At 33.8% G+C, this 14,703-nt stretch carries 13 protein-coding genes; 8 read left to right on the top strand and 5 right to left on the bottom strand.

Annotated elements, in window-relative coordinates; translation table 11 throughout:
* Nucleotides 1–44 precede the first annotated feature (44 nt).
* The 3 genes from H6X70_RS00680 to H6X70_RS00670 all read left to right on the top strand — a co-directional run bounded on the left by H6X70_RS00680 (nucleotide 45) and on the right by H6X70_RS00670 (nucleotide 4,543).
* Complete coding sequence (locus H6X70_RS00680) at nucleotides 45–1,538, top strand: YfcC family protein (protein ID WP_194765749.1); 1,494 nt, start codon at nucleotides 45–47, stop codon at nucleotides 1,536–1,538.
* 157 nt (nucleotides 1,539–1,695) lie between these two features.
* Entirely contained in the window at nucleotides 1,696–3,324 is a 1,629-nt protein-coding gene (gene pruA / locus H6X70_RS00675) for an L-glutamate gamma-semialdehyde dehydrogenase (protein ID WP_194765748.1), read from the top strand.
* Between the two features lie 265 nt (nucleotides 3,325–3,589).
* Nucleotides 3,590–4,543 (top strand): tetratricopeptide repeat protein, encoded by a 954-nt coding sequence (locus tag H6X70_RS00670; protein ID WP_194765747.1) that lies wholly within the window; start codon nucleotides 3,590–3,592, stop codon nucleotides 4,541–4,543.
* A 3-nt stretch (nucleotides 4,544–4,546) separates the two neighbouring features.
* Here H6X70_RS00670 and rsmG read toward each other — a convergent pair whose 3' ends face one another.
* Complete coding sequence (gene rsmG, locus H6X70_RS00665; protein ID WP_194765746.1) at nucleotides 4,547–5,176, bottom strand: 16S rRNA (guanine(527)-N(7))-methyltransferase RsmG; 630 nt, start codon at nucleotides 5,174–5,176, stop codon at nucleotides 4,547–4,549.
* 145 nt (nucleotides 5,177–5,321) lie between these two features.
* On the opposite strand from rsmG, the gene H6X70_RS00660 reads away from it, so the two are divergent.
* The 3 genes from H6X70_RS00660 (at nucleotide 5,322) to H6X70_RS00650 (ending at nucleotide 8,495) form a co-directional block, all read left to right on the top strand.
* Nucleotides 5,322–6,416 (top strand): fatty acid desaturase family protein, encoded by a 1,095-nt coding sequence (locus H6X70_RS00660; RefSeq protein ID WP_194765745.1) that lies wholly within the window; start codon nucleotides 5,322–5,324, stop codon nucleotides 6,414–6,416.
* 33 nt (nucleotides 6,417–6,449) lie between these two features.
* Nucleotides 6,450–7,637 carry a pyridoxal phosphate-dependent aminotransferase gene (locus tag H6X70_RS00655; protein ID WP_194765744.1) on the top strand — a complete coding sequence of 396 codons (1,188 nt, stop codon included), beginning with the start codon at nucleotides 6,450–6,452 and terminating at the stop codon, nucleotides 7,635–7,637.
* A gap of 126 nt (nucleotides 7,638–7,763) precedes the next feature.
* Nucleotides 7,764–8,495 carry a hypothetical protein gene (locus H6X70_RS00650; RefSeq protein WP_194765743.1) on the top strand — a complete coding sequence of 244 codons (732 nt, stop codon included), beginning with the start codon at nucleotides 7,764–7,766 and terminating at the stop codon, nucleotides 8,493–8,495.
* A gap of 103 nt (nucleotides 8,496–8,598) precedes the next feature.
* On the opposite strand, the gene H6X70_RS00645 is transcribed toward H6X70_RS00650, so the two are convergent.
* The 4 genes from H6X70_RS00645 to trkA form a co-directional block, all read right to left on the bottom strand.
* Nucleotides 8,599–9,078: a hypothetical protein gene (locus H6X70_RS00645; RefSeq protein WP_228530224.1), complete on the bottom strand. Its 480-nt coding sequence runs from the start codon at nucleotides 9,076–9,078 to the stop codon at nucleotides 8,599–8,601.
* A 186-nt stretch (nucleotides 9,079–9,264) separates the two neighbouring features.
* Nucleotides 9,265–9,885 (bottom strand): hypothetical protein, encoded by a 621-nt coding sequence (locus tag H6X70_RS00640; RefSeq protein ID WP_194765741.1) that lies wholly within the window; start codon nucleotides 9,883–9,885, stop codon nucleotides 9,265–9,267.
* Between the two features lie 314 nt (nucleotides 9,886–10,199).
* A complete protein-coding gene (locus H6X70_RS00635) occupies nucleotides 10,200–11,696 on the bottom strand; it encodes a TrkH family potassium uptake protein (RefSeq protein WP_194765907.1) in 1,497 nt (498 codons plus the stop codon).
* 16 nt (nucleotides 11,697–11,712) lie between these two features.
* A complete protein-coding gene (trkA, locus tag H6X70_RS00630) occupies nucleotides 11,713–13,089 on the bottom strand; it encodes a Trk system potassium transporter TrkA (RefSeq protein WP_228530222.1) in 1,377 nt (458 codons plus the stop codon).
* A 110-nt stretch (nucleotides 13,090–13,199) separates the two neighbouring features.
* On the opposite strand from trkA, the gene ubiE reads away from it, so the two are divergent.
* Nucleotides 13,200–13,925 (top strand): bifunctional demethylmenaquinone methyltransferase/2-methoxy-6-polyprenyl-1,4-benzoquinol methylase UbiE, encoded by a 726-nt coding sequence (gene ubiE, locus H6X70_RS00625; RefSeq protein ID WP_194765739.1) that lies wholly within the window; start codon nucleotides 13,200–13,202, stop codon nucleotides 13,923–13,925.
* 4 nt (nucleotides 13,926–13,929) lie between these two features.
* Entirely contained in the window at nucleotides 13,930–14,658 is a 729-nt protein-coding gene (locus tag H6X70_RS00620) for a porin family protein (protein WP_194765738.1), read from the top strand.
* Nucleotides 14,659–14,703 lie beyond the last annotated feature (45 nt).

The raw sequence follows: 14,703 nt of genomic DNA, 5'->3' as shown, positions 1-14,703 counted from the left end.
TTTTAATCTTTTGTAATAATTCTTTTTTCAGATTTGTGCAGCGTATGAAAAAACTTAAATTTCCATCAGCACAAACCATTTTAATCATCATCGCAGGTTTTGTTGCTCTCCTAACATGGATTATTCCTGCTGGAAAATATGACACCCTAAGTTATGATGCTTCAAAAAACACTTTTATAAAAACGAGTTTAAATGAATTTGAAGAGTTACCTGCAACTCAAGAAACACTAAATTCATTAAACATAAAAATCCCTATTGAAAATTTTACAAGCGGTGCGATTTACAAACCTATTGGCATCCCAAATACCTACAAAGAACTTGAACCAAATCCTCAAGGCATTTCAGATTTAGCCAAATCGCCTATTAAAGGCATTATTGCAGCTTCCGATATCATTTTTCTAATCCTTATCATTGGAGGACTAATTGGCATTATGAATCTTACAGGAGCTTTTGATGCTGGAATTTCTTGGATGGCTGAAACCTTAAAAGGCCGAGAATACCTTTTAATTATTGTAGTTACCACACTCATTGCCGCAGGCGGCACTACATTTGGGCTCGCTGAAGAAACCATGGCCTTCTACCCCATTTTAATTCCTGTTTTTCTTGCTGCAAAATACGACGCCATGGTTGGTGTTAGCTGTATTTTCTTAGGCTCAGCGGTGGGTACGATGTGTTCGACTACAAATCCGTTTTCTACCATTATTGCTTCTGATGCAGCCGGAATTAGTTGGACAACTGGTTTACAAAGCCGTATTATTATGTTAGTAATTTGTTTAACTATCACCATTTTATACATTCTTAGATATGCTAAACGTGTAAAAAACAATCCTTCAAAATCACTTATTTATGATCAGAAGGAAACTATAGAGCAGTTATTCAAATTAAATACTAACACGACAACTAAATTCACCCCTAGATTAAAACTGATCACTTTTGTGTTTTCGTTAGCATTTGTAGTTATGATTATTGGTGTTTCTTTTTTCAGTTGGTGGTTTGTAGAAATGACAACCACATTTCTAATTGCAGCCATTATTATAGGTTTTATTGCTAAAATTAAAGAAGGGCTTTTTATTGAAACTTTTGCTAAAGGCGCTGCCGATTTGCTAAGCGTTGCGTTTATAGTTGGTATTGCTAGAGGCGTGACTATTTTAATGGAAGATGGTCTAATTAGCGACACATTATTATATCATGCGAGCACCATAACCCAAGGCATGCACAAAGGTGTATTTGCCAATTTTATGCTAATAATTTATGCAGGATTATCCTTTTTTATGCCATCATCATCTGGCATGGCGGTATTAACCATGCCTATAATGGCACCACTTGCCGATACAGTTAACCTAGGCAGAGAACTTATAGTAAACACCTACCAATACGGCATGGGATTACTTTATTTAATTAGTCCAACTGGTTTGATTTTAGCTGCTTTAGCCATTGTAAAAATTGGTTTTAACAAATGGCTAAAGTTTGTAACACCGCTACTACTAATTTTATTTTTCACCACAATAGGTTTTCTTACGCTTTCTGTTTATTTGTAATTTTCATCTGAAAGCAAACACCAAAATCAACTTAAAAATTTAATACATTTTATTAAATTTTAACGTGTATTTAAGAGCATAGGTGCTATTTCTCATTTGAAAATTATTAGATTTGTTCAATAACTAGTGAAAAATCAATAACAAAAATCCGAAAATTATGGGAAAAGGCTTTTTCAATGTACCAATTGCTATTAACGAACCTGTAAAATCTTACGCTCCAGGAAGTCCTGAACGCAAAGAGGTTTTAGAGGCTTACAAAACCATGTTTAACAGCAAAATTGATGTACCATTATATATTAATGGTCAAAATATAACAACTGGAAATACAAGAACGATTTCGCCTCCCCATGATCACCAACATATTGTTGGCACGTATCACTTAGCTGAACAATCGCATATTGACGAAGCCATTTCTACGGCTTTAGAAGCTAGAAAAACGTGGAGTTTAATGCCTTGGGAGCAACGTGCAGGTATCTTTTTAAAAGCTGCCGAACTAGTTGCAGGTCCATACAGAGCAAAAATAAATGCTGCAACCATGATTGGGCAATCTAAAAACATTTATCAAGCTGAAATTGATTCAGCTTGTGAATTGGTTGATTTCTTACGTTTTAATGTTCAGTACATGACGGACATTTATCACGAGCAACCTGAAAGCACAAGTGATGCTTGGAATCGTATTGAATACCGTCCTTTAGAGGGTTTCACCTATGCCGTATCGCCATTTAATTTTACAGCAATTGCTGGAAATCTTCCGGCTTGTATGGCTTTAATGGGCAATGTTGTGGTTTGGAAACCTAGCGATAGCCAAGTGTATTCAGCTAAAGTTATTATGGATATTTTTGAAGAAGCAGGTGTTCCTCCAGGGGTAATTAATGTGGTTTTTGGAGATCCTGTAATGATTTCAAACACCGTATTAGCGAGTCCAGATTTCTCTGGCTTACACTTTACGGGTTCTACATTTATCTTTAAAGAACTTTGGAAACAAATAGGAAACAACATTCATAACTATAAAACTTACCCTAGAATTGTTGGCGAAACTGGTGGGAAAGATTTTATCGTCGCTCACAAATCAGCCAACCCAAAACACGTGGCTACGGCTATTGCTCGTGGCGCTTTCGAGTTTCAAGGACAAAAATGTAGTGCCGCTTCTAGAGCTTACATTCCAAAAAGCATCTGGGCAGAAGTAAAAGCATTGGTCTTGGAAGATGTAAAATCCTTTAAAATGGGTTCTCCAGAAGACATGAGCAACTTTATTACTGCTGTAATCCACGAAGGTTCTTTCGATAAATTGGCTAAATATATAGATCAAGCTAAAAAGGATTCAGAAGTTGAAATTATTGCAGGTGGTGGACATGACAAAAGCAAGGGTTATTTTATAGAACCTACTGTAATTGTAACCAAAGACCCGAAATATACAACCATGTGTACCGAATTATTTGGCCCTGTAATTACCATTTATGTTTATGAAGATAACGCTTACGCGGAAACCTTAAAACTGGTAGACGAAACTAGCGAATATGCTTTAACAGGCGCCATTATTTCTAAAGACCGTTATGCTATTACACAAGCAACTGAAGCTTTACAAAACTGCGCAGGAAACTTTTATATTAATGACAAACCTACAGGAGCTGTTGTAGGGCAGCAACCTTTTGGAGGCGCAAGAGCATCTGGAACAAACGACAAAGCAGGAAGCCCTCAAAACTTATTACGTTGGGTATCTCCTAGAATGATTAAAGAAACATTCGTAACGCCGTTAGATTACAGATATCCGTTTTTAGGCGAATAAAACATAAAATAACACCAATTAGCAAGAGGCTGTTTAAAAAGTAAGTAAAATTTGATTTGTCAGGTTGAGCTTGTCGAAACCGATATTGATTAGCAATCAGTTAGAAATATTTCGACAAGCTCAATATGACATCAGGTATACTTTTTAGACAGCCTCTTCTTTTTTTATATTTTGATTAGAAAACATACCCCATTGTATTTATATCTAAAATAATCATTAACTTTATTTTTCTAAAACGGCACATTTATTGCTCATATAAATCCTTATGAAAAAACTTTTTTTTACCCTACTCGTTATCATGCCACTAATTTCTATCGGGCAAGCTAATAAGCTTTACAGACAAGCATTAAAGACTACCGATTTAAATAAAAAAATAGCATTATTAAATGAAGTTATAGATTTAGAGCCTAAAAATCTTGATGCTTATTTTCAAAGAGGACTTGCAAAAAATGATTCTGGCGATTATTCTGGAGCCATTGTAGATTATTCCAAAGTTATAGTTGAACAACCTGATGCAGACACCTACTACAACCGCGGAAATTCTAGATATAGCATGAAAGATTTCAAGGAAGCTAAAGAAGATTATGCTAAAGCTTATATTTTAGATGAAAATTTTATTGATGCGCTGTATAGTCTAGCCTGTGTTCGATTTGATTTAGGCGAATATGAAAAAGCCATAATTGATTTCAATAAAGTTATAAAAGCGGTACCGTCACAACCAAAAACTTATATTTTAAGAGCTTCAGCATATAAAGCTTTAGAAAATTATCAAAAAGCTCTTGAAGATTATTCTACAGCCATTTTAATTGAAGCTAGCTCTGATAATTATTTCAGTAGAGGAGAATTCTTCATGGAAATTAAACAATACCAAAACGCAAATATCGATCTTACAAACGCCATAATTCTCAATAAAAATAATGCCTTTGCTTATTTTTATAGAGGGGTTTCTAATTTACTTTTATCAAAATACAAAGATGCTGTTTCAGATTTTTCAACAGTATTAAATTTTGATTCGAACGATTTTGATGCCAACCTTGGCTTAGCCATGGCGTACAATAAATTGAACGATACTGCTAAAGCTAAACAACATTTTGACCGTGCTAATGCTATTTTAAACCTACACGAAATAACAAATATTGCGCAGTATAGTAACACCTATTGGTTTGAAAATCAATATCACTATTTAAACATCGAAGTTTCTAAACTAGTGAAGCTTTAAAATTTAACCACGGTATTTTAAAGGCAGATGAACCACTTTTTTAGTTTCATAAAAATCTTCCGAAAAATAATCGGATAAATTATAAATAGTTGTAGTTCTGTAATCTTTAAGCTCTTCGGTTAAATCGCCACCTTTTAAATAAAGGATCCCATTTTTTAAGTCGTTATTTTGGGTTCTAGCAATTTTACCCTTTACCCAATGCACAAAAGTTGGCATAATGGCCACAGCTCGACTTACAATAAAATCAAACTGATCATCAATCGCTTCTACTCTACTGTGGGTTGTTTTTACGTTAGTTAAACCTAAACCTTCAACCACTTCATTAACCACTTTCAATTTTTTCGCGATACTATCAACCAAGTGAAAAGAGCATTCTGGAAACATAATAGCTAAAGGAATTCCAGGAAACCCACCACCTGTTCCAACATCTAAAATTTTGCTTCCATCATTAAAAGTCATCACTTTAGCAATACCTAAAGAATGTAAAACATGACGTAGATAAAGTTCATCTATATCTTTTCTAGACACGACATTTATTTTAAGATTCCAATCCTGATATAACGATTCTAACTGTTTGAATTTGTTAATCTGATCTTCGGTAAGGTCAGGAAAGTATTTTAAGATGAGCTCCATTATTGTTAAATTTTCAACAAAAATATACTTTTTAAACCCATTTTTTTACATAAAATTGGGATTACTTAAAATTGATTATGACTATCTTTGCGCAGAATATGGCAAAACGAATTCATTTCTATGCCGTATTAATAATTTTTATAGTATGACTAAACAAACATTATCCTTTTCAAGAACAGATTCTGCAAAATTTTTTCGAACACTAAATAAGCGTGTTAATGATTATTTTAAAGAAAATAACATTAAACGCACCGGGAACTGGAAACTCTATGTAAAAGCAGTAATCATGTTTGCTTTACTCATTACCCCTGTCGCTTTAGTATTAACGGTAGATATGCCATGGTGGGCACAAATATTATGCATGATAATCACCGGCATAGGTATGGCTGGTGTTGGTATGAATGTGATGCATGATGCCAATCACGGATCGTTTTCTAGCAAAAAGTGGGTAAACAAATTAATGGGAAGTAGCATTTATATTTTAGCCGGAAACGACTACAATTGGAAAGTGCAGCACAATGTTTTACACCATACTTACACGAATATTCAAGGTCATGATGAAGATATTGATGCCGGAAGAATTATTCGTTTTTCAAAGCATACCAAATGGCTTAGAATTCACAAATACCAACGTTTTTACGCTTTCTTTTTATACGGATTGCTAACTGCAAATTGGGCGATAACAACCGATTTTATTCAAACCGCCAAATACTTAAAAAGAAAATTAGCCTACGGTAAACTTCCTAGTCCTGCAACACAATGGACCAAACTTATTATTGGAAAAATAGTATATTACTTAATCTGGATTGTTTTACCGCTATCACTAGGGTTTGCATGGTGGCAAGTTTTAATAGGCTTTTTAGTGATGCATTACACGGCAGGCATCATATTAAGTGTTATTTTCCAGCTGGCGCATGTTATGCCTAACACAGAAATGCCTACACCCGATGAAAATGGCAACATGAAAAACACATGGGCCATTCATCAATTATTTACAACATCAAATTTTTCACCTAAAAGTTGGTTTGCCGAATTTTATACTGGCGGATTAAACAGACAAGTGGAACATCATTTATTTTCTAATATTAGTCATATTCACTACAGCAAAATAGCTAAAATTGTTAAAGAAACTGCCAAAGAACACCGTTTACCTTACAATGAATATTCTACATTTTGGCAAGCTGTTTCAGAACATTACAGACAACTAAAAGTATTAGGAAAAAAACCTAATTTCGCATAAATTTTAAACTTACCATATAACAAATATTTTTAAATGCAATTACTATCTGATAGAATTTTAAACATGGCTACCTCTGCAACGTTAGCCATGGCTGCTAAAGCAAGAGAACTTAGAGGCGAAGGAAAAGATATTATTGGACTAAGTCTTGGTGAGCCAGACTTTAATACGCCAGATTTTATTAAAGAAGCCGCTATTCAAGCTATTAACGACAATTACAATTCATATTCGCCAGTTGATGGCTATCCTGAATTAAAAGAAGCTATCATCACAAAATTTAAACGTGATAATAACTTAACCTATTCGCCTGCTCAAATTGTTGTTTCAACAGGAGCAAAACAAGCTTTAGCAAATATTGCTGGAGTGATGATTAACAATGGTGATGAAGTTATTTTACCATGCCCTTACTGGGTAAGTTATGCTGATATTGTGAAATTACACGACGGTGTTCCTGTAGAAGTGAAAACGACTATTGACACTGATTTTAAAATGACACCAGCACAACTAGAAGCAGCGATTACTCCAAAAACAAAAATGCTTTGGTTTAGCTCGCCTTGTAACCCAAGTGGATCGGTTTATAGTGCATCTGAATTAAGAGCTATTGCCGATGTATTGGTAAAACACCCTAATATTTATGTAGTTTCAGATGAAATTTACGAACACATAAACTATGGTGAAAAACACACAAGTATCGCTGAATTTGAAGATATGTACAACAACACAATTACTGTAAACGGTGTTTCTAAAGCCTTTGCAATGACTGGTTGGCGTGTTGGTTACATTGGTGCTCCAGAAAAAATTGCACGTGCATGTAACAAACTTCAAGGTCAAATTACAAGTGGTACAAACTGTATCGCACAACGTGCCGTTATTACAGCTTTAAACGAACCACCTGCTCGTGTACAATACATGATTGATGAGTTTAAAGTACGTCGTGATTTAATTCTAGATTTATTAAACGATGTGGAAGGTTTTAAAACAAACGTTCCTGATGGTGCTTTTTACGTGTTCCCTAATGTGACACATTATTTTGGAAAAACCTTAAGAGGAAAAAAGATAAACAATGCAACAGATTTTTCTTTATACTTATTGGAGGAAGCCTTAGTAGCAACCGTTACTGGTGAAGCTTTTGGAAACCCTGATTGTATTCGTATTTCTTACGCCGCTTCTCAAGAACAAATTATTGAAGCGATTAAACGTATTAAAGCAGCTGTAAGCGAATAAAACTTACACTTATAATATATTAATTAAAAAAAGCTGTCTGTGAAGGCAGCTTTTTTTGTTATAAAGAACAAATATTATTCTTTAATTAATCCTTATATTGACCTGCCCAATATTAAAAACCTCATTATGTTTAATTTGAAAATCCTACTTATCAGTTTATGTTACTTCCCCTTTTTACTAGCTTGTAGATCGGAAGATAACCAAGATAAAGTTTTAGAAAACGAGCCAATTGAAGACTTATCAACTAGCACTACTGCAACAGACTCTAACGGAAATTCCTATGAGGTTGGTTTTAATCAAGTAAGTGCCATTAACCAAGACCCTTATGTAAGAAAGAAAAATGCAAAAGGCGAAAGCATCTGGTATATTGAGCATGAAAAATCTGAAGTTGATGGTAGAGCAACACTAATTTTTATAGATAATGAAGATATTCCATGGGTTGTTTTTACACTTGTTGGTGGAAGTTATAATGAAGAATATCTTACCAAACGCGAAATTGCCAATTCAGATTCATTTAAAAATGTTTATGCGCCTAGTTATGGTAATGGTGGTGGTCCCAAAGTTTCAATTATCGCTCAATTAAATCCTGAAAACGGTAAAATTATCAAAGGGTCGTTTGTTGTTGCTAAAAAAAATGATGGAAAAACAAATGGTTTTACAATAAAGAGTTTTGGAATGAACAATAACATGCTAGCTTTTACAGCTAGTACAGCCGCTTGGCCTCCAGGAGTAGGCACATCTTATAGTAAATTCCCTAACATCACCGACGCCGATCGTGTAGATAATGCCTTTAAATTGTATTATGAAATGGATACAGATCTTAAGGCAATTACAAAAGCAAGCCTAAACAAAGAATAACAGGAACTAGAAATATCAACTGATAAATATCAGAAAGCACGACATACTAAGTTAATAACTGTAAAAGGATAAATCTAATTTAGTTTTAGGAATGTACTTAAAGCTACTTAGGAAAAACAAAACTGAGTGCTACTCCAAAATTATTTGCATTGTATGTTTTACCCAATTCATCTTTATACTCCATAAGTGTATATCGTAAACCTACCCATCTCCAAGCTAATTCAAACATAGCGCCTTTTGCATTTTCAAATTTGATGTCTTCGCCCAATCCATCAGCTCTAAACTTAACACCAGTTTGAAATGCGACCCCAGACCCCACACGAATGTTTCTTGTAATCATCCAGTTCGCAGTTAGATTAACAGGGATTCTAGTCAAAGTAATATGGGCATTATCAGCCTGTGTTGTTAAAAACTTATAACCAATCCAACCTCTAAATTTAAGTTTCTCTAAACTAGGAACTATATATTCTCCTCCTATTGCAATAGCAACCCCCTGTCCTGCTTTAACCGATTGATCTTCTCCGTTTGTAAAGTACACCTCTGCAATTGGGTCTCCTCCAAACTCGGCTGTAAAATCAATCAACGCTCGAAAAGAGCGCTGAGTATTCTTATTTTGCGCAAAAGCTTGTAATGGTAGTAGGTTTACATATATTAAAAAACAAATAATAAATTTAATTCTCATTGTAGACTAGAAAAAATAGGTTTTATTTTTTTGTTTATAGATAAATAATTAATCTATATATTTTTACAATTAACTAAAGAGGAAAATCTAAGGAGTAACTTCCTGATCTGCTTGTTGACGATTTAAAAATTTCTTAAAATAATCAAACAAAGTAGTGTTCTTATTTGATTCTGCTTCAAAGGCTGCAAGTAGCTCTTTGTCACTTGAGATAAGTTCTCTTAAACTATCCTTATCTAATTCAACTGCTTTATTATTTTCCATATCAATCAACCCTTGACCAAGCGAATGCGAACTAGATGATTGAGACCCTACAGAAGTCGTGAGTGTACTTAAATACTTAAAGTAACAAAAGTTATAAATGAACTGACAATTATAAAAACGGGCATTAGAACTTAATATGGGGGAGCCAGGGTTAATAAACACTTTTTTTCCATCAGAAAAACCAAATACATGCCCTATTTCTTTACCTTTTTTGTTTTTCACTTTCACATAATTTACAGGAACACTTCCTCCAAAACCAAAAAGACCATATTTCATATTCTTTTCTTTAAATTCATAATCAAAAGGAATAGAAGGACTATTATTAAGAAACTCCTGGTAGGTTTTATAAATTCCTGTTTTATACTCAGTAGTCGAAAATATTTTAGTTTGGCCAATTAAATTTAGTCCAAAAAGCATAAAAAATGTAACTGATAAAATGCACTTCATTGTAATAGTTTAAAATTCAGGGTTTTAGATTTGGTTTTACATAGCTTCTTACAAAAAGTGGCATACTTAATTTTATAAAATCTTGAAAAACAGGGAATTATTAATATTTTTCTTTCATTAATGGTAAATAAGCATGTAAACACTACATAAAAAGATATATTTTCGGTCAAATATAAAAAAATATCTAATTTAGACATAACCTAAAAATTGGTTATGAAATAAGTTAAATTAGTCAACAGTAATGTAAATACTAAAATTCAGCAACTTCAAATCAAAAAACACTAACTCAAATAAAAAATCCCAGTGTATAAAACCTATCTATTACGCCAAAAGAAAGGTGTAAATAAAATAAGTACGGTAAACAACTCCAAACGCCCAATTAACATTAAAAACGAAGCCCACCATTTTCCTAAAGCAGGCAAGGCAGCGTAATTGTTAACTGGTCCGAAATCGCCAAAAGCAGGTCCCACATTCCCTAAAGTTGAAGCAGCTAAGCCTACAGATGAATGAAATTCTAATCCAAACATAGAGAACACTAAAGATCCTATAATAAAAGACAACATGTACAGGATAAAGAAAGCCAAAACATTAAAAACGATAAATCTATTAATTGCTTTTTTATTATATCGCACAGGAATAATAGCATTAGGGTGCAGTGTACGTTTAAACTCTAAAAAACCATTTTTTATCAAAATTAAATGACGTACCACTTTAACACCTCCTGAAGTACTTCCTGCCGAACCTCCCAAAAACATCAATCCGAAGAAGAAAACCACCAAAAAGGGCGTCCATAAAGTATAATCTGCCGAAACAAATCCTGTCGTTGTTATAACAGATAAAACTTGAAATAAAGCATGCCTAAAAGCACTTTCCCCTTTTCCCCAAACCATAGGATGATGAATGGTCGAAGTATTTAAATCAGCTTGAAAATAAATAATTAAAGCCGCAATTGCCGTAAATACAGCGATGAATTTAAAGTACAATCTAAACTCTTCATCATGTAATATTTTTTGAAATTTTCCTTTGAAAGCAAAATAACTCAATACAAAATTCGCGCCTGCTAAAAACATAAACAAACAAATAATGTATTGAATAATTGGTTGATGATTCCAATAAGCAACACTTGCATTTTTAGTTGAAAATCCTCCCGTAGATAATGTACACATGGCATGATTTATCGCATCGAAAAAAGACATGCCCGCAACATTTAAAAGCAAGGTTTCGGCAGCTGTAAACCCGAAATAAATAAGCCATAAACGCTTGGCTGTATCTGTTATTCTAGGGTGCAATTTATCGGCACTAGGCCCTGGCGCTTCAGCAGCAAAAAGTTCCATCCCACCAATACCTAATAATGGTAAAATAGCAATGGCCAAAACGATAATTCCCATACCGCCAATCCAGTGCGTTAAACTTCTCCAAAATAAAACTCCTTTTGGAACAATTTCTATATCATTTAAAATAGAAGCTCCCGTTGTGGTATAACCAGACATGGTCTCGAAAAAAGCATCTGTAAAACTGGGTATGCTTTCTGTTATTACATAGGGCAAGGCTCCTGAAAGCGACATGAAAATCCAACCAAAAGTCACCACAATGTAACCTTCACGCTTGTTCATTTCCTTTTCGTGTTTTCTTGTAAACACCATGGCAATAACACCAACCAACATGGTTAATAATCCTGCGATTGCAATTTGAAGCGTAACCCCGTCTTGATAAATTAAACTCACCAAGGCAGATAAAAGCATAAAACCACCATTAAATAATAATAGTAATCCTAAGAAGTGAAAAATTATTTTAAAATTGAGTTTCAAAATGGTTAATTAAGTAAGTTTAAATGAATAGTTTTTCAACTCGTTTTATCGATTTCAGTAAACAACAAACCACCACACGATCGCCTTCTCGAATTTTGAAGCTTCCTAAAGCAATCATACCTACTCCATTTCGTATAACACCACCAATAATAGCACTTCTTGGAAAATCGATAGATTTAATGGTTTTATTACAAACTGCCGACGAGCCTTTAACTTCAAACTCTAACAATTCTGCATTTAAATTGCTAAGCTTAGTCATGGCAACCACTTCACCCCTACGGATGTATCTAAAAATATTATTTGCGGCAAGTAACTTTTTATTAATTAAAGTATCAATTCCAATGGAATGCGACAAATCGAAATAATCCATGTTTTCAACCAAGGCAATAGTTTTTTTAACGCCTTTAGTTTTCGCTACTAAGCAAGACATGATATTGGTTTCAGAGTTTGGCCCAACAGCAATAAAAGCATCCATATCACCAATATTTTCTTCATCCAATAAATCGACGTTTCTACCATCGCTATTAATAACCAAAACTTTAGTTAACTCATCTGCAATATCGAAAGCACGATCTCTATTTCCCTCTAAAAGTTTCACATTAAAACCTTTATTACTTAAATCGCGTGCTGTTTTAAAACCTATTTGTCCGCCACCTAAAATCATGACGTTTTTAATTTCTCTATTAACCTTCCCTGTAAGTTTACAAAGCTCATCGGCACCACCTTCAGAAGTTATAAAAACCACGCTATCGCCGCGTTTAAACTTGGTATCACCTCTAGGAATGGTTGTAAACTGTGTACCAAAACGCTGAATAGCAATAGGTACAAAATGTATTTCTGGGAAAATTTCGGCAGCTTCTTTTACAGTTTTGCCAACAAAAGAAGCCGATCTAGAAAGTGTTAATCCTGCCATGGTTAAAGCACCTTGCTCAAACTCGTAAGTTTCATTGAATGAGGATTGCTTTAAGGACAATTCAATCTCTGCAGCCGCTAAAGCTTCGGGAGAAATTAACTCATCGATACCAAATTTGGTAAAACCAACTTCATCTTTATGACGAATAAATTCGGTATTGGATATTCTGGCAATGGTTCTTTTTGCACCTAGTTGCTTGGCTAAAACACAAATAGTAATGTTAGTAGTTTCGCTTGAAGTTACCGCAATAAACAAGTCGCAAGTATCAATTCGAGCTTCTTTTAAAATAGCTATAGAAGTGGCATCACCTTTAACAACACGAATGTCTAAATGGGTGTCTGCATACGCTAAACTTTTTTTATTGGGGTCTATTAATGTTATCTCCTGAGATTCGTAAGACAATAATTTTGCCAAATGAAATCCAACCTCACCAGCTCCTGCAATTATTATTTTCATTTTTCTATAATCATAAAAGTAGCACAAATATAATATAAAATAGAGGGCGCTTCATTAAATTGAATCAATATAATTATTTAGAAACCTAATTATGTAAAGCTTTTTTAAAAGTTTATATTTGTCAAAAAATCGAAAACTTGTCAAAAGTAAAACCATACAAAAACAGCGAATTAGGCAAAAAGGAACAGGTTACTAAAATGTTTGATAACATTTCTGGTGATTATGACGGTTTAAATCGCGTGATTTCTTTTGGAATTGATATTAAATGGCGACAAAATGTTGTTAAAATCATAAAAGAAAGCAATCCCCAAACTATTTTAGATATTGCCACCGGAACAGGCGACTTAGCTATTAATCTTGCTGAAACTGATGCTACAAAAATTGTAGGTTTAGACATTAGTAGCGGTATGCTTGAAATTGGCAAAGAAAAAATTAAAAAGAAAGGATTAGAGTCTAAAATTGAAATGATTTTAGGCGATAGTGAAAATATGCCTTTTGAAGACAATACCTTCGATGCAATTACTGTAGCTTTTGGTGTTAGAAATTTTGAAACTTTAGAAAACGGTTTGAAAGAAATCTATAGAGTACTTAAACCAAACGGTACTTTTGTAATTCTTGAAACTTCTATCCCAACAAAAACGCCGTTTAAACAAGGTTATAATTTCTATTCTAAAAATATATTACCGCTTATTGGTAAAATCTTTTCTAAAGACCGAAGTGCCTACAAATATTTATCGGAATCGGCTTCTGTTTTTCCTTATGGTGAAGCTTTAAACAATATTTTACGAAAAATTGGGTTTATTAATGTTGAAGATTTTCCACAAACTTTGGGTGTGGCAACTATTTACAAATCATCTAAGTAAACATATGAAGCATTTTTTTGCACTAATCGTATTTCTTTTTCTTTTCCAAACCACACACGCTCAACTCTTTAATAAAGAAAAAGTGATTTATGATGCCAATCAAGGGAGAGGAACAACCGACTATAATTTATTCCGTTGGGGCTATTATTTAGGAGTAAACGTTTACGATTTTAATTTTGACTACAACACCGATTTACGTGATATTTACGTAAAACGAAACCCAGGTTTTAGTGTTGGTTTAATAGGAAACTTACGTATAAATAACTTTATAGATTTACGTTTAGAACCCGGATTAAACATTACCACAAGAGAATTACGCTACAGCAAAACCTACTTTGACGGATATCCTTATACCGAAGCCGACTTGATAAGAGAAGTTAAATCGACTTATATACACGTTCCTTTATTACTGAAAATTTCCGCCAAACGTGTTAATAATTTTAAACCGTTTATTGTAGGTGGTTTTTCTACAGCTATAAACTTATCGAGTAACGAAAACAACCCTGAAGATAATGACAACGGACAGTTTAGAACCAAAACAAGTCCTTTGTTTTACGAACTCGGTTTTGGTATCGATTTTTATTTATACAACTTTAAGTTTACCCCTTCTATTCGAGGCATTTTCGCGATTAGTGACGAACTGGTTAGAGACAACGACCCTGATAGTCCGTGGACAAGCAATATTTCAAGCATGAAAACGCGAGGTGTTTTTATAAACTTTACTTTTCAGTAGGATATATTGTTGTTGGTTGTTGGTTGTTGGTTGTTGGTTAAAATA

Source organism: Tamlana sp. I1 (assembly GCF_015355625.1).
In the GTDB taxonomy this organism is placed as follows: domain Bacteria; phylum Bacteroidota; class Bacteroidia; order Flavobacteriales; family Flavobacteriaceae; genus Pseudotamlana.
Note: the sequence above shows the minus strand (reverse complement) of the source record. Positions and strands in the feature narration are given on the sequence as shown.

What these genes read in the sequence shown, in the direction of transcription:
- H6X70_RS00680 (WP_194765749.1), top strand. Translation starts at nt 45, where the DNA reads ATGAAAAAACTTAAATTTCCATCAGCACAAACCATTTTAATCATCATC.
- pruA (WP_194765748.1), top strand. Translation starts at nt 1,696, where the DNA reads ATGGGAAAAGGCTTTTTCAATGTACCAATTGCTATTAACGAACCTGTA.
- H6X70_RS00670 (WP_194765747.1), top strand. Translation starts at nt 3,590, where the DNA reads ATGAAAAAACTTTTTTTTACCCTACTCGTTATCATGCCACTAATTTCT.
- rsmG (WP_194765746.1), bottom strand. Translation starts at nt 5,176, where the DNA reads ATGGAGCTCATCTTAAAATACTTTCCTGACCTTACCGAAGATCAGATT.
- H6X70_RS00660 (WP_194765745.1), top strand. Translation starts at nt 5,322, where the DNA reads ATGACTAAACAAACATTATCCTTTTCAAGAACAGATTCTGCAAAATTT.
- H6X70_RS00655 (WP_194765744.1), top strand. Translation starts at nt 6,450, where the DNA reads ATGCAATTACTATCTGATAGAATTTTAAACATGGCTACCTCTGCAACG.
- H6X70_RS00650 (WP_194765743.1), top strand. Translation starts at nt 7,764, where the DNA reads ATGTTTAATTTGAAAATCCTACTTATCAGTTTATGTTACTTCCCCTTT.
- H6X70_RS00640 (WP_194765741.1), bottom strand. Translation starts at nt 9,885, where the DNA reads ATGAAGTGCATTTTATCAGTTACATTTTTTATGCTTTTTGGACTAAAT.
- H6X70_RS00620 (WP_194765738.1), top strand. Translation starts at nt 13,930, where the DNA reads ATGAAGCATTTTTTTGCACTAATCGTATTTCTTTTTCTTTTCCAAACC.